The 16074-nt window shown below is 35.8% G+C and carries 18 protein-coding genes; 16 read left to right on the plus strand and 2 right to left on the minus strand.

Translation table 11 applies throughout. The features are described from left to right. Window positions 1–42 precede the first annotated feature (42 nt). Window positions 43–1608, plus strand: coding sequence for a serine hydrolase (locus Q0972_RS04080; RefSeq protein WP_299362930.1), 1566 nt, complete (start codon window positions 43–45; stop codon window positions 1606–1608). Between the two features lie 76 nt (window positions 1609–1684). Here Q0972_RS04080 and Q0972_RS04085 read toward each other — a convergent pair whose 3' ends face one another. Beyond that, entirely contained in the window at window positions 1685–1876 is a 192-nt protein-coding gene (locus Q0972_RS04085; RefSeq protein WP_299362933.1) for a hypothetical protein, read from the minus strand. A 172-nt stretch (window positions 1877–2048) separates the two neighbouring features. On the opposite strand from Q0972_RS04085, the gene Q0972_RS04090 reads away from it, so the two are divergent. Together Q0972_RS04090 and Q0972_RS04095 are read left to right on the plus strand one after the other, a co-directional pair. Beyond that, complete coding sequence (locus Q0972_RS04090; RefSeq protein ID WP_299362935.1) at window positions 2049–2261, plus strand: helix-turn-helix transcriptional regulator; 213 nt, start codon at window positions 2049–2051, stop codon at window positions 2259–2261. Window positions 2262–2695: 434 nt separating this feature from the next. Further along, entirely contained in the window at window positions 2696–2881 is a 186-nt protein-coding gene (locus Q0972_RS04095) for a PID-CTERM protein-sorting domain-containing protein (protein ID WP_299362937.1), read from the plus strand. Here the strand turns inward: Q0972_RS04095 and Q0972_RS04100 are convergent. Continuing rightward, window positions 2878–3468, minus strand: coding sequence for a riboflavin synthase (locus Q0972_RS04100; RefSeq protein ID WP_299362940.1), 591 nt, complete (start codon window positions 3466–3468; stop codon window positions 2878–2880). The genes Q0972_RS04095 and Q0972_RS04100 overlap by 4 nt on opposite strands. Window positions 3469–3566: 98 nt before the next feature. On the opposite strand from Q0972_RS04100, the gene pdxA reads away from it, so the two are divergent. From pdxA to Q0972_RS04165, 13 genes are all read left to right on the plus strand, one after another. Next, on the plus strand, window positions 3567–4607 hold the full coding sequence (pdxA, locus tag Q0972_RS04105) for a 4-hydroxythreonine-4-phosphate dehydrogenase PdxA (RefSeq protein WP_299362942.1): 1041 nt from the start codon (window positions 3567–3569) through the stop codon (window positions 4605–4607). Window positions 4608–4686: 79 nt separating this feature from the next. Continuing rightward, window positions 4687–5226, plus strand: a complete 540-nt coding sequence (locus Q0972_RS04110) for a DUF177 domain-containing protein (protein ID WP_299362944.1) — start codon at window positions 4687–4689, stop codon at window positions 5224–5226. 8 nt (window positions 5227–5234) lie between these two features. After that, complete coding sequence (rpmF, locus tag Q0972_RS04115; protein WP_111683250.1) at window positions 5235–5438, plus strand: 50S ribosomal protein L32; 204 nt, start codon at window positions 5235–5237, stop codon at window positions 5436–5438. Window positions 5439–5616: 178 nt separating this feature from the next. Continuing rightward, window positions 5617–6615, plus strand: coding sequence for a beta-ketoacyl-ACP synthase III (locus Q0972_RS04120; protein WP_299362946.1), 999 nt, complete (start codon window positions 5617–5619; stop codon window positions 6613–6615). A 29-nt stretch (window positions 6616–6644) separates the two neighbouring features. Then, window positions 6645–7130 carry an acetyl-CoA carboxylase biotin carboxyl carrier protein gene (gene accB, locus Q0972_RS04125; protein ID WP_299362948.1) on the plus strand — a complete coding sequence of 162 codons (486 nt, stop codon included), beginning with the start codon at window positions 6645–6647 and terminating at the stop codon, window positions 7128–7130. Between the two features lie 85 nt (window positions 7131–7215). Continuing rightward, window positions 7216–8568 (plus strand): acetyl-CoA carboxylase biotin carboxylase subunit, encoded by a 1353-nt coding sequence (gene accC, locus Q0972_RS04130; RefSeq protein WP_299362951.1) that lies wholly within the window; start codon window positions 7216–7218, stop codon window positions 8566–8568. A 178-nt stretch (window positions 8569–8746) separates the two neighbouring features. Then, a complete protein-coding gene (locus Q0972_RS04135) occupies window positions 8747–10975 on the plus strand; it encodes a reprolysin-like metallopeptidase (RefSeq protein WP_299362953.1) in 2229 nt (742 codons plus the stop codon). 49 nt (window positions 10976–11024) lie between these two features. Next, a complete protein-coding gene (locus Q0972_RS04140) occupies window positions 11025–12140 on the plus strand; it encodes an FAD-binding oxidoreductase (protein ID WP_299362956.1) in 1116 nt (371 codons plus the stop codon). Continuing rightward, window positions 12137–12586 (plus strand): 3-oxoacyl-ACP synthase, encoded by a 450-nt coding sequence (locus Q0972_RS04145; protein WP_299362963.1) that lies wholly within the window; start codon window positions 12137–12139, stop codon window positions 12584–12586. Before Q0972_RS04140 ends, Q0972_RS04145 begins: the two co-directional genes overlap by 4 nt. Window positions 12587–12648: 62 nt before the next feature. After that, window positions 12649–13164 (plus strand): YceI family protein, encoded by a 516-nt coding sequence (locus Q0972_RS04150; RefSeq protein WP_299362966.1) that lies wholly within the window; start codon window positions 12649–12651, stop codon window positions 13162–13164. Beyond that, window positions 13164–14294 (plus strand): NAD(P)/FAD-dependent oxidoreductase, encoded by a 1131-nt coding sequence (locus Q0972_RS04155; protein ID WP_299362969.1) that lies wholly within the window; start codon window positions 13164–13166, stop codon window positions 14292–14294. The genes Q0972_RS04150 and Q0972_RS04155 overlap by 1 nt, the downstream gene beginning before the upstream one ends. Next, on the plus strand, window positions 14294–15004 hold the full coding sequence (locus tag Q0972_RS04160) for a methyltransferase domain-containing protein (protein WP_299362972.1): 711 nt from the start codon (window positions 14294–14296) through the stop codon (window positions 15002–15004). Before Q0972_RS04155 ends, Q0972_RS04160 begins: the two co-directional genes overlap by 1 nt. Next, complete coding sequence (locus tag Q0972_RS04165) at window positions 15005–16057, plus strand: type III polyketide synthase (protein WP_299362974.1); 1053 nt, start codon at window positions 15005–15007, stop codon at window positions 16055–16057. Window positions 16058–16074: the final 17 nt, after the last annotated feature.

The raw sequence follows: 16074 nt of genomic DNA on the forward strand, positions 1-16074 counted from the left end.
ACCTTAATAACTGAACAGATGTTCAAATAAAATCTAAAAATCATGAGAAAAAATAACCGTATTAAAAAACCAAATTACCTTTTGGGCATTGCAACCCTATGCCTCTTTATTAACTATACCTCCTGCGAGACTATGAACACCATAATTGAGAAAGACACCTCTTATCAGAAGAAGTTTGATGCCTATGTACAAAAGGTGGTAGACACCTTCAATATAGATTTTGGTATAGGTCTGGCTGTTGTAAAGGATAATGAACTTGTATATGAAAATTACAGGGGCTATGCCAATATTGAAAAGAAAATTCCCGTTACTCCCGAAACGGAGTTTTATATTGCCTCATCTACAAAATCCTTTACAGCTTTAGCTGCATTACGACTTCATGAGAAAGGTAAGATTAACTTAGATTATACCTTAGCCCAATATTTTCCTGAAGCAAAATTCAAACCTGAAGCAAAAGCAGATCAGGTAACACTTAGAGACCTGTTGTACCATACATCGGGCTTGCTTAACAATAACATTACGGGCTATAAAGCATACTTGGGCGGTTACAGTCTAGAGTTGTTGACCGAAAACCTAATTAACTATACAACGACAAATGAGGTAGGGCATGGAAATTTTGATTACGATAACCTAGGGTATAACATTATTGAAATCATTTTTGAAAAGGAATTGGGTAAAGATTGGAAGCAAATTGTTCAATCTGAAGTATTGGTACCGCTTGGAATGACCAGAACGTCTGGAAACATCTCCGATATACAAAAGAACAACTGGATAGGGACCGAACCCTATTCCCAAATCGACATAGACGGTACTACGCAAAATCTTAAGTTTAAGAAGAAAGATGATATTATGCATGCAGCTGGTGGGCTTATTTCAACACCTAGGGACATGGCCAAATGGTTAAAGGCCCAACTAAATGATGGTTTGGTAGATGGTAAGCAGGTGTTTAGAAAAGGGCTGCTGCCCTACACGCATAAAATCCGTGCCTCCCAAGATCGAAAGATGTTATCCTTAAAACGATTTGGTTACGGCTATGGTTGGAATTTGGCAACCAATGCATCAAAAGATACCTTAGTGCACCATTATGGCGGATTCACAGGCACACATGCTGAAGTGTCTTTCATCAAACGTCATAACACAGGTATAGCCATTTTTGCCAATGACGGTGACCTAGGGTTTTTGATATCGTTTTTACTTTCGTCATATATGTTCGATTATTTTGCCGGGCATGAAAATATTGATGAGACCTATGATGAGCATCTTAACGAATACTACAACCTCGTCGTAAGCGAACTTAAAGACCGAAAACAGCATATAGAAAAACGAAAACAGCGCCAATGGCAATTGCAATTACCAATGGAAGCCTATGCTGGGACGTATTATAGCCCTTCCATGGGAGAAATGAGAATTGACTATATAAAGAACAAAGGCTTTTTTGTTAGAATGGGACATCTCTATACGCAATTTCCTGCAGAACCATTTACCGATGAGAATTCTATTAGGGTAGAATTAGTACCCAATAATGGCAGTGTTATCCGCTTTAATATTGAAAATGATGAAGTGGTTAGTTTGGAAAGTGGCGGATTGCTTTACACTAAGAGAATGTGAATTAGGGTGTTCATTAAGCATACAATAAATCACTAAAAGTAAAAGGCTTTGATGTTTTATTAGAGCCTTTTTTATTCTATCTCTTTGACAGCTTGGGGTACATCTTCTGTTTAAAGTCTGTAATTTCATCCTTTAATTTTTTATTGGCTTTTTCTAGCAGTTCGTTTTGGTGTTTCATAATGCTCAATAAATCGTGCATGGCATTAAGGTTTTCTAATTGGGTATAAACAATTTGCTCGAGGTCTGCTTTGGTGTATCTTCTACTCATGTTTAATTGCTTTAGTACAATAATTAATTTACACTAAAATATAATAAATTATTATATTGTGTAATTTTAATTTAATAAGGAAGCAATAAATTTACACGAAATTATAATTTTATGTAAAAATCAACAATTTTGGACATTGTATATTTACACAAAACAGCAATTTAATTGCATAATGGATAAAGTAAATTACAATCGGATTAAGGCTGTATTAGCGGAAAAAAGTGTATCCTCTAAAGAGTTGGCAAAACATCTTCATAAAACTGAATCTACAGTTTCTAGATGGTGTACCAATGATGTTCAACCTGCTGTTGAGGTATTTTATCAGATAGCAAAATTTCTTGATGTAGATATTCGAGAACTTTTTGTTTCAACTAAAAAGGATTAAAAGAAAGTTCATTTGAAGAATACTTTAAGGTTATAAACATTTCAAAAAATAACCTTTACCCGAGATTAACGATTAGTAACTCTTTGCTGATTAGCTCTAAATTAATTCAACTTTTTTCAAAATAGATTAGAGCTTCGTTTAGAATATACCTCTAAAAGTAAAAGCCTTTTATGTTTTGGCAGCGTTTTTTTCTATTTTAATACCACAGATTTAACACAAATAGCACAAACGAAATAGAGTTCGATTATAAATTAGTATTATATTTGTGTTAAATGTACGTGTAAAATGTGCGTATCTTCCCTAATTTGAGCACATTTTGAGTAGTTCGTCGACAATATTTACCGTTCAAAGACGTTTTTTTAATTAGATTTATTTTGTTGGGTCGCTTTTTTTTATACTTTTACACCATTATTAACAGCATGCAGAACAAAAATATGTTAGCCTCAATCTTATTTTTCTTCGTGGGATTCATGTCTATGGCTCAGGGAGCTACGCCTCCACCGCCTATGCCACCGCCACCTCCAGGACTACCTATCGATGGTGGAATTGCTTTACTTTTTTTATTTGCTCTGGGTTTTGGAATCTACAAAGCTCACAAAATCTCTAAGAAAATTGCTTAAGATCTTAGGTCATTAAGCCGTTTTACATATTTGCCGATAACATCAAACTCTAGGTTAACCTTATCACCAACTTTTAAGGTTTTAAAAGTCGTATGCTGGTAAGTGTATGGAATAATAGCCACCGAGAATTGGTTTATTTTAGAATTAACTACGGTAAGGCTTACACCGTTTACAGTAATAGATCCCTTTTCTATAGTAATATTGTTAAGACGCTTATTATATTCAAAAGTAAATAGCCAACTCCCATCTTCTTCCTTTACGCCTATGCATTCTGCAGTCTGGTCAACATGGCCTTGTACAATATGACCATCTAGCCGGTCACCTAATTTCATGGCGCGTTCTATATTTACAATATCCCCTTCTTTAAGCGCACTTAAATTTGTTTTGTCTAAAGTTTCCTGTATAGCCGTTACCACATATTCATTGTCATTGATGTTTACCACAGTTAGGCAAACACCATTGTGTGCTACACTTTGATCAATCTTTAATTCATTGGTAACCGAAGAACTAAACGTTAAATGAAGATTGCCATTTTCCTTCACTAATTTTTCTACAGTTCCTAAATCTTCTATAATACCTGTAAACATTAAATCTACTTTATTTGGTTAAATTTGCAATGCAAAGTTAAGCACATGAGCAAATACAATTATAGATTTTAATAAAAAAATAGGATAGCCATTTAATCATGAAGAGAGAAGAAAAAGTTATTGTTGGTATTTCGGTTGGCGATCTTAATGGTATTGGGCCAGAGATTATCATCAAGGCTTACGAAGATTCCAGATCACTTGAGTTAAGTACACCAGTTATTTTTGCGTCGGGTAAGACCATGCAATTTTTTAAAAACCATTTTAAAAGTAAGATCAACTTTTTTAATATAGATAACCCTCAGAAGTTAGTACACGGAAAAGTCAATGTAGTCAATGTTTGGAGAGAGCCCGTTAAAGTTGAATTTGGCAAGGAGGACAAAAAAATTGGCGCCTACGCTATTAAATCACTCGAAGCGGCAACCAAAGCCCTTAAAGCAGGCACTATAGATGTTTTGGTGACAGCACCAATAAACAAACACAATATTCAATCAGACACCTTTAATTTCCCAGGGCATACCGATTATTTAGCAAAAGCTTTAAATGGAAAAAGCCTAATGTTTATGGTCACCGAAGGACTGCGTGTTGGACTTTTAACGGATCATGTACCGCTTAAAGACGCAGCAAATCATATCACAGAAGAACTTATAAGGGAAAAAATTGAAACGGTTACTAAATCCTTAAAGCAAGACTTTGGTGTTAACAAGCCTAAAGTTGCGGTGTTGGCCATTAATCCACACGCTGGTGATAATGGTGTAATTGGTAAAGAAGACGATACCATTTTAAGACCTACGTTAGAGAAAATAAGACATGAAGGTGATTTAGTTTATGGGCCATATTCTGCCGATAGTTTTTTTGGGTCTAACAGCTACAAGAGTTTTGATGCGGTCATAGCCTCATACCACGATCAAGGACTCATACCTTTTAAGACAATATCATTTGGCGGAGGAGTAAATTACACGGCTGGCCTCGATAAGGTAAGAACATCACCAGATCATGGCACAGCCTATGAAATAGCAGGAAAAGGGAAGGCTAATGAAAATTCATTTGTTCAAGCAATTTACACTGCAATTAAAATATACAGGAACAGGTTGGATTATAACCATTATGCCAAGAACCCTTTAAAAAAAGCATCGAAATAGATGTCAAGAAAATTTATTGGTATCAAGGTGTTAAATAATTAAAATTTTATATATTTGCAGGCTCAAAATGAGTGTGGTAATGAAGGCATTAAAGGCATATATGATCCAATTTGTTGGGTTAAAAGTAGGAGAACACAGTTTTGATTACCATATTGACCAAACGTTCTTTAATAATTTTGAATACGAAGAGTTTAATCAAGTTGATGTAAAAATCGATTTAAAACTCATCAAAAAAACAACACTATTAGAGTTGTATTTTGAAGCATCTGGGTATGTTAATATTAACTGCGACCTAACAAACGAACCTTATAATCAGCCTATTGAAGACCATTATAAGCTAGTCGTAAAATTTGGCTCGGAGTACAACAACGACAATGAAGATATTCTAATAATACCACATGGTGAATACGAAATCAATGTCGCTCAATATATCTACGAGCTCATTGTATTAGCAGTTCCTGCAAAGCGAGTTCATCCGGGTATTGAAGACGGTACTTTAAAGTCGGACATACTTTCAAAATTAGAAGAATTAAGCCCAGAACATGGGAATAATGAAAAAGAATCTGAGGACATTGATCCTCGTTGGGATAATTTAAAAAAACTATTAACGGATAAATAACATTTAAAATGGCACATCCAAAACGTAAAATATCTAGAACAAGAAGGGACAAAAGAAGAACACATTACAAAGCTTCTGTGCCTCAAATAGCAACTTGCCCTACGACTGGTGAGCCACACTTGTATCACAGAGCACATTGGCACGAAGGAAAGCTTTATTACAGAGGCCAAGTATTAATAGACAACTCTGCAGAAGAAGAAAATTTAGCATAACTACTATGCACGCATATAATAAAACGCTCACTTGTGGGCGTTTTTTTTATTTAAATTTTTTGAATAGGTCAAAAACTACTTAATTTGCATAATTATTTGCCAAAAAATGCCAAAAATTCACTCAAAACCATTGATTTTTGCCATTTTTCAATACTTTTAATTAACCTAAAAGCTAATAATGAGTAAAATCACAGCGGCAATTACAGCTGTCGGAGGTTATCTGCCAGACTATGTACTAACCAATAAAGTACTAGAAACCATGGTAGATACAAACGACGAATGGATTACAACGCGCACAGGAATCAAAGAGCGCAGAATTCTTAAAGAAGAAGGAAAAGGGACATCATTTTTAGCTATCAAAGCAGCTGAAGATCTCATTAAGAAAACAGGCTTAGACCCTAAAGATATAGAACTGGTGATTGTTTGTACGGCAACACCAGATATGAAAGCTGCTTCAACGGCCGCATACACGGCAACACAAATAGGCGCAGTAAATGCCTTTTCTTTTGATTTGGAAGCGGCTTGTTCTAGTTTTCTTTATGGTATGTCAACAGCCGCTGCTTACATAGAATCTGGGCGTTACAAAAAGATACTTTTAATAGGTGCCGATAAAAATTCATCCTTCATTAATTATAAAGATAGAGCGACTTGTATCATTTTTGGTGATGGCGCAGGTGCAGTACTTTTTGAACCTAATGAGGAAGGCCTAGGTCTGCAAGACGAACTACTAAGAAGTAATGGTGAAGGGCGCGAATTTTTACAGGCCACTTATGGTGGCTCATCCTACCCAATAACCCAAGAAGCATTTGATGAAGGCAAACATTATGTTTTTCAAGATGGAAGAACGGTTTTTAAAAATGCGGTTTTTAATATGGCCGATGTGGCAGAACGCATACTAGAAAGAAACAACCTTACAAATGAAGATATATCTTGGTTAGTGGCGCACCAAGCAAACAAAAGAATTATAGACGCTACTGCACAACGCATTAAATTAGAAGAAGAAAAAGTGATGATGAACATAGAGAGGTATGGTAACACGACTTCTGCCACTTTACCATTATTACTTTGCGACTACGAATCACAATTGAAAAAAGGTGATAATTTGATTTTTGCCGCCTTTGGAGGTGGATTTACTTGGGGCTCAATCTTTTTTAAATGGGCCTATAACCCAAACTAAACACTAACTAACAAAAATATCTAAATACTATGGATTTAAAAGAAATTCAGAACTTAATAAAATTTGTTGCCAAGTCTGGTGCAAGTGAAGTTAAGTTAGAAATGGATGATGTTAAAATTACAATCAGAACGGGTTCTGATAGTGATACAACTATTGTTCAGCAAGTTCCTGTCCAGGCAGCCGCACCAGTTGTCCAACCTCAAGCTCCTGCTCCAGTCGCCACTCCAGCTCCTGAAGCTCCTGCAGCTTCAACACCAGCAAGTGATGATTCTAAATATATTACTGTAAAATCGCCAATTATTGGAACATTCTACCGTAAACCATCACCTGATAAACCAGTTTTCGTTGAAGTAGGAACTGAAGTTAAAGAAGGCGATGTACTTTGTGTTATAGAAGCTATGAAACTATTTAATGAGATAGAGTCTGAAGTAGCAGGTAAAATAGTTAAGGTATTGGTAGACGACGCAACGCCTGTAGAATTTGACCAACCATTATTCTTGGTTGATCCTTCATAACAATTGAAAATTCCAATCCACAAATCCCAAGACCTGTTATAATTGGTATTTGGAGCTTGGAAGTTGAATTTTTAAAACACAAGTTATGTTTAAAAAGATACTAATCGCTAATAGAGGTGAAATAGCACTGCGTGTTATTAGAACCTGTAAAGAAATGGGCATTAAAACTGTTGCGGTGTACTCTACAGCAGATGCAGATAGTCTTCACGTTAAGTTTGCAGATGAAGCAGTATGTATTGGCCCGGCTCCTAGTAATGAATCTTATCTAAAAATTTCAAATATCATAGCGGCAGCAGAGATTACCAATGCAGATGCCATTCACCCAGGATATGGTTTCTTATCCGAAAATGCCAAATTTTCAAAGATTTGTGAAGAACATGGTATAAAATTCATTGGAGCTTCTGAAGAAATGATCTCTAAAATGGGAGACAAAGCTACCGCTAAAGCAACAATGAAAGCCGCAGGCGTACCTTGTGTACCTGGAAGTGATGGAATTATAGCAGATTTTGATGAATGTATAAAACTTGCAAAAGAGGTAGGCTATCCAGTAATGCTAAAAGCTACGGCAGGTGGTGGTGGAAAAGGAATGCGTGCCGTATGGAAAGAGGAAGATCTTAAAGGAGCATGGGATTCTGCAAGACAAGAATCTAAAGCTGCTTTCGGAAATGATGATATGTACATGGAGAAGCTCATTGAAGAACCAAGACATATTGAGATTCAAGTAGTTGGTGATTCTAGAGGAAAAGCTTGCCACTTATCTGAAAGGGATTGCTCTGTGCAGAGACGCCATCAAAAACTCACAGAAGAAGTACCCTCTCCATTTATGACCGATGCCTTAAGGGATAAAATGGGAAAAGCCGCTGTTAAAGCTGCTGAATTTATAAACTATGAAGGTGCAGGTACCGTAGAATTTCTAGTAGATAAGCATAGAAATTTCTACTTCATGGAAATGAACACACGTATTCAGGTAGAGCATCCTATAACAGAGCAAGTTATAGACTTCGATTTAATTAGAGAGCAAATATTAGTTGCCGCAGGAGTACCTATCTCAGGTAAAAACTATACACCAAATTTACATTCCATAGAATGTAGAATTAATGCTGAAGATCCGTTTAATGACTTTAGACCTTCGCCCGGAAAAATAACAACCCTTCATGCCCCAGGTGGCCATGGTGTTCGCTTAGACACTCATGTTTATGCAGGTTATAGTATCCCACCAAACTACGACTCTATGATTGCCAAGTTGATTACAACGGCACAAACTCGTGAAGAAGCGATAAATAAAATGAAACGTGCATTAGACGAATTTGTTATAGAAGGTATCAAAACAACAATTCCATTTCATAGACAGCTTATGGAGCATCCAGATTATTTAGCAGGAAATTATACCACTAAATTCATGGAAGACTTTAAAATTAAGGAAGAGTATGATGACTAAATAAAAAAAGCGACCAATCGGTCGCTTTTTTTATTGGTAGTTGTAAGATTTCTTTATAAAATCGACAATTAATTGCATGAAATCTTGTTTTGACTGAGAATAGCCCAAAGAATTGGGCTTATTTTTGCAATATCTTAATATAACCAATACCTTTGAAATAAAAATTAAGTAGATAGCTATGAAAGATGAATACCAAAAAGTTTTTTTAGGCTTGTTTTTGGCGATATTTTCTTTGGCGTTTAGTAATGCTCAGAGAACACAAAAAATATGGTCAATAAAAGCTACAAACGAAATTCCTAAGGAGAATATTAGTTTTTATAAGGCAAAACCTAAATATTCGACACTAGTCGATATTAATATGGAAGGGCTAAAGCAAAAACTAGCAAATGTACCACAACGCCATCTGTCTAATAAATCTCAAGGCGTAGTGATACAATTTCCTAATCAAGTAGGAAAGTTAGAATCTTATTTGGTACAAGAGGCCTCAGTAATGGAGGCAGAATTACAAAATCAGTTTCCAGAAATAAGGTCTTTCGTAGGAAAAGGAATAGATAATCCGTCAGCAATACTAAGATTTAGTATTTCCCCTCAGAAAGGATTTAGTGGTATGGTGCTCTCTGATCGTAAAACCATTTTTATTGAGCCTTACACTCAAGACCTAAAAACATGCATATCTTTTATTAATTCTAATGAAGATGGACCAAGGCCAGACTTTGTTTGCGAAACGGAATATAGCCCTTCAGAAATTGAAATCTCAGATGAAGAATATAAAGCGTTAAGAAACGTAAATGACGGTACGTTAAGAACATACCGATTAGCACTAGCCTGTACAGGTGAATATGCTCAATTTCATGGAGGAACAGTAGCAGGAGCATTAGCTGCAATGAATGTAACAATGAACAGAGTAAATGGTATTTATGAAAGAGACCTAGCAGTAACCATGGTAATAATTGCAAATAATCAGAATGTTATTTTTCTAGATGGAGGTACGGATCCGTATACTAATAATAATGGTCCTGTAATGCTAGGTCAAAACCAAGCTACTTTGGACAATGCCGGAGCGCCCATTTTTATTGGTTCGGCAAATTATGACATTGGACATGTATTTAGTACAGGCGGAGGTGGTATTGCGCAGTTGCGTTCCCCATGTGTTTCTGGTTCAAAAGCTAGAGGCGTTACAGGGTTGCCATCTCCTACAGGAGATGTTTTTGATGTTGATTATGTCGCGCACGAAATGGGTCATCAATTTGGAGGAAACCACACACAGAACAATGACTGTCAAAGATCAGGTGTGTCTGTCGAGCCAGGGAGTGCCTCCACCATTATGGGTTATGCAGGTATTTGTGCTCCCAATGTTCAGAACAATAGTGATGACTATTTTCATGGGGAGAGTCTAAAAGAAATGTGGGCAAATATTTCTTCAGGGAACAGTAGTTCTTGTTTTGCAGGCAGTGCTACAAATAACGTAGCGCCCATAGTAGATGCAGGCCCCGATTTTACGATTCCAGTATCTACGGCGTTTGTCCTTAGAGGATCTGCCACCGATGCAGATACAGCTTCTGGTTTAACTTATTGTTGGGAGCAGACGGATACAACACCAGCTACGATGCCACCACAATCTACAAGTAGTTCTGGACCACTATTTAGGTCTTTAGATCCATCTAGTTCTCCAAATCGCTATATGCCATCACTAAATACTGTACTGTCTGGTTCATTGGCAACTACTTGGCAAGTAGTTCCTTCTGTAGGTAGATTAATGAGGTTTTCTTTAACTGTTAGAGATAATGAGCTAGGCGGAGGAGCTACAGGTTCGGACGATATGCTTGTAACAACGCAGATTTTTTCATCACCCTTTACTGTAAATACTCCAGCATCATGGCCTGCCAATTCAAGTCAAGAGGTGTCATGGGTGGTTGGTCAGAGCAATGCAGGGGCCATAAATTGCCAAACGGTAAATATTCTCTTTACCACTAATTTTGGATTAACTTTTACAACATTGGCTTCTGGTGTTCCTAATAGTGGAACAGCCACAATAACGGTTCCAAATATAGCTAATACTAGTGATGCTATAGTCTTAGTAGAAGCTGCGGACAATATTTTTTATGCAGTAACTAGTACATTCTCCATCACAGACCCTTTGTCAATTGAAGAATTTGGTTTGGATAACCTTATCGTTTATCCTAACCCCAATAATGGGGTTTTTAATATTGGGTTTAATCCAAAATCTGGAGAAGATATAATGATTGAAGTTTATGATATACGTGGAAGGGCTATTTTTACACAATCATATAATAGTGTCAGCAGATTTGAAGAGGCCATAAAACTTAACGATGCACAATCTGGGCTTTATCTATTAAATATTTCGGACGGCCCACAAAAAGAAACTAAAAAAATCATAGTAGAATAAGTATTAATATACTTTATAAGGCTCCTAAGTTTAGGAGCTTTTTTTTGAAATGGATTTATCGTATTGGGAAATAAAATCTTGGTTAAAAGATGTAGATTTTACTGTTATAGGTAGTGGAATTGTTGGGTTAAGCTGTGCCTTAGAATTACGTCGTACTTATCCAAAGGCCAATATTTTAGTATTAGAAAGAGGTATGTTACCTCAGGGTGCTAGTACAAAGAATGCTGGTTTTGCTTGTTTTGGCAGTCTAAGCGAAATCATTGATGACCTCCAAAACCATTCAGAAGAAGAAGTCCTAGAACTTGTTTCTAAAAGAATTAATGGTTTAAAACTATTAAGACATACTCTAGGGGATAAGCACATAGAATATAAACAACTTGGAAGCTATGAGTTGTTTTTAAAACAAAATGAGGCTCTATTTGAGCAGTGCTATAATCAAAAGGATACCATCAATAAATTGTTGTATCCTATATTCAAAGACCATGTGTTTTCCTTTAAAGATAACCCGTTTGGATTTAAAAATATTATCAAAAAAATAGGCTATAATAAATTTGAAGGACAGATCGATACTGGAAAGATGATGGCGTCCTTATTGACTAAAGTTTTGACCTCGGGTGTTAAAATATTGAATAATTGCGAAGTCATTGCAGTTGAAGATGGCATTGAAAATGTTCACATAAATACTTCAGAATTTAGCTTAAAATCTAAAAAAGTCTTTGTGGCAACTAATGGGTTTGCCGGTCAGTTAATCGCAGAAAACGTGAAACCTGCGCGTGCCCAAGTATTAATTACAAAACCCATACCTAATCTTCATATAAAAGGCACCTTTCATTTAGATAGAGGCTATTATTATTTTAGAAATATTGACAATAGAATTTTATTAGGTGGCGGACGAAATTTAGACTTGAAAGGTGAAGAAACTACAGATTTTGGCGAAACATATCTTATACAAAACAAGCTAAAGGAAATATTAAAATCGACTATTTTACCAGAGACTTATTTTGAAGTTGACTCTCGATGGTCTGGTATCATGGGTGTAGGACATCAAAAGCGCCCCATAGTAAAACAGTTGAACAATAATGTTTATTGCGGCGTTCGTCTGGGTGGAATGGGTGTTGCTATTGGAAGTATTATCGGTAAGGAATTGGCAAGCTTTACACAATGAGTTTGAAATTAAGCTTATACAATCAATGCCGAGACATTCTCAATTCGCGTTTAGAGGTGCTTCAAATATCAATTACCGATATTCAAAAATCTTTAGAGACCGAAACCAAAAGTTCTGCCGGTGACAAGCACGAAACAGGAAGAGCGATGTTACAATTAGAACGCGAAAAAGCAGGTCAACAATTAGCGGACATCAAAAAACAATTTGAACTTTTAAATAAGATCAATCCCGAAATTGAGAAAAATACTGTTGCTCTAGGAAGTATTGTCTTTACATCAAAATCTAATTACTTTTTGGGAGTTAGTGTTGGTGAGCTAAAGGTTGGTACTGATAAATTCTATGCCATATCGATGGTGACACCTATGGCAAGAGTATTAGTTTCCAAATCCGTAGGAGAAACCGCGACATTTAGGAAAGAGCAAATAACAATCACAAAAATTCTTTAAAAAACCACCCAATACTTCAATCCTTTTAAAAACTGTCGTAACTTCACATTTAAAAATTAGCTATGTTACGCGTTTTCAAAGTAATACTATTCGTAGTCTTTACTAGCTTTGGATATACTCAAAACACATCCTCAATCGATTTTATAATCAAAAACCTAGGACTTAATGTCGATGGTTACTTTAATACTTACGATATAAATGTTGAGTTTAGCCCAGAATCGGAATTGCTTAATATTACCGGTAAGATTACTGTATCATCGATTAAGACAGGGATTGATAGCCGAGACGAACACTTATTAAAGGAAGATTATTTTGATGTAGAAACATATAAATATATTACGCTACAAAGTACATCGATTTCAAAAAAGTCTGATACTGAATATAGTGTAGGTGCCAACCTCACCATTAAAGGCAAAACAAAACAAATTACCATTCCTGTGACCGTTAAAAGGACAGATAAAGGGTATAAGATAGCGTCTTCATTTCAAATAAACAGGCGAGACTATGGTGTTGGTGGCGGAAGTTTGGTGATGAGTAAAACTGTTAAAATAAAGGTGACCTATTTTCAGGAGATTTAATGAATACAGATAGCTTAGATGTGATAATAATAGGTGGCGGATTGGCTGGTCTGACTTCGGCAATCCACTTAGCAAAATCCAATTTCAAAGTTTTATTAATCGAAAAACAAAGCTACCCAAAGCATAAAGTCTGTGGTGAGTATGTATCCAATGAAGTGCTTCCTTACCTAAAATTTCTTGGTTTTAACCCTTTTGATTTTGGAGCAAAACAAATTACAGAATTTGAACTAACCACACACAATAACAAGAAAATACAGGTAAAACTGCCTTTAGGTGGTTTTGGTATGAGCCGATATGAAATGGATTTTCAGTTGTACAAATTGGCTCAAAACGAAGGAGTTGTCTTTATTCAAGATACAGTTGTTGACGTAAATTTTAGAGATGATAATTTTCAGATTACTACAAAAGGGAATAAACAATATACGTCTAAAATCTCCATAGGTACCTTTGGCAAACGCTCTAACTTGGATCTTCGATTCAATAGGGCATTTATAAAAAGCAAATCACCTTATTTGGGTGTTAAGATTCATGTATCTGGTGAATTTGATGATACTAAGGTTGCGCTTCATAATTTTAAGGGTGGTTATTGTGGCGTATCTAAGGTTGAGAATGATCATATTAATTTATGCTACATCACCAATTACGAATCTTTTAAACGATATAAGAACATAGAACAGTTTCAAGAAGCAGTAGTCTTTAAGAACAGGGCCCTAAAGGACATTTTTTCGTCGTCAACTTTAGAATTTCAGAAGCCTTTGACCATTAGTCAAATTTCTTTTAAAGCCAAAAGCCCAGTAGAAAACCATATGATAATGTGTGGCGATTCTGCAGGGATGATTCATCCTTTATGTGGCAATGGAATGGGAATGGCCATACGCAGTGCAAAAATCGCTTCAGACCTTATAACAGCTTATTTAATTAATAATATAAAGTCTAGGGTAGAATTAGAGCAATCTTACACCAAGATTTGGAATAGAACCTTTGGGCTGCGATTACGAGTAGGACACATCATTGCGTATTTATTTCGGCAAGATTGGTTAACGCCAAAATTACTTGTACTTTTAAGGAAGCTCCCTTTTTTAGTGCCTCAAATAATTAGAATGACTCACGGTAAACCAATCAAAATTTAATGAGTTTATTTATAGATACAACATACAGAAGTGATGCCACCGAAATCATGGACGATTTTTCAATGAAAGGAGAATTATTGCGAGATACGCTCGATAAACTAGGTAAAATAAATAAGTGGTTAGGGGGAAATAGAATAACACTAAAGGGTGTAGAGCAATTACTTATTGGGCAACCAAAGGATAAGATTTATACTATAGTTGATTTGGGTTGTGGGCATGGTGATATTTTAAGATTAGTTGCAGACTTTGGAAAGAAGCGTGGTTATAATTTTAAACTCATAGGCATAGATGCTAATAAAGATGCTATTGATTATGCTACTGAATTATCAAAGGATTATAATGAAATAATCTTCGAAAATCTTGATATTTTTTCTAATGAATTCCAAGAATTAGAATTTGACATTGTATTATCCACCTTGTTTTTACATCATTTTAATGAAAAAGAAATCCTTTCGTTATTAAGAACAATTTCAAATAGTGCCAACTTGGGCATAGTTGTTAATGATTTACATAGAAGTAATGTAGCTTACGGATTATTTAGACTATTGAGTTTAGTAATATCCAATCCTATGATTGTACAAGATGGGTTGACCTCTATTTTAAGAGCGTTCAAGCGAGAAGAGTTAGAAAACTTCTCAGACCAATTGCAACTTAAATCACAAATCCGTTGGAAATGGGCGTTTCGTTACCAATGGCTAATAACAACCTAAATGGCGGTAAAAATTATATCGGTTGCCAAGCAACTACCACAATATACTAGAGAGACCAAGGATATTTTACCATTTGTAGAGTTATGGCTCCAAGGACAGGAAGAACGCTTTAAAAGAAAAGTATTAAAAATTTTTGAAAATGCTGCCGTAGATAGACGTTACTCAATTATGGATGCAGAGGAGGTGTTTATGAAAACCTCATTCGAAGAAAAAAATGATATCTATGTTAGGGAGTCTATCAAAATCGCAGAGCAGTCTTTAATAAAATCACTTGAAAAAGCGAATCTTCAACCAACAGATATTGACTATATCATAACAGTATCGTGTACAGGTATAATGATTCCCTCGTTAGATGCTTATTTAATCAATAGGCTAAAAATGAAACAGGATATTGTACGATTACCAGTAACAGAAATGGGCTGTGCGGCAGGAGTTTCAGGAATTTTGTACGCTAAGAATTTTCTAAAAGCGAATCCTAATAAGCGCGCAGTGGTCATTGCGGTAGAGTCGCCAACTGCAACATTTCAATTAGATGATTACTCTATGGTGAACATTGTAAGTGCCGCCATTTTTGGAGATGGTTGTGCTAGTGTTATCTTATCATCTTATGGCGATGATTCAGGTCCTGAAATTTTGGATGAAGCCATGTATCATTTTTATAATGCTGAACATATGATGGGATTTAGATTGAGAAACTCAGGGCTAGAAATGGTATTGGACCAGTCGGTGCCCCAAACGATTGCAGACCATTTTCCAAAGATTATTCATCCTTTCTTAAAACAGAATGGTTTAAGCATTGCAGATATTGACCATTTGGTATTTCATCCAGGGGGTAAAAAAATTGTTCAAACCGTTGAGGATTTATTTGGAGATTTAGGCAAAAACATAGATGATACAAAGGAGGTACTCCGGCTTTACGGTAATATGAGTAGCGCAACAGTACTCTATGTTTTAGAGCGATTTATGGATAGAGATTTGCCAGAAGGCGACAAGGGACTAATGTTAAGTTTTGGCCCCGGTTTTTCAGCACAACGGATATTATTGGAATGGTAACAAATTGATCTATCATG

It is taken from the genome of Winogradskyella sp., from assembly GCF_028282165.1.
Taxonomy (GTDB): domain Bacteria; phylum Bacteroidota; class Bacteroidia; order Flavobacteriales; family Flavobacteriaceae; genus Winogradskyella.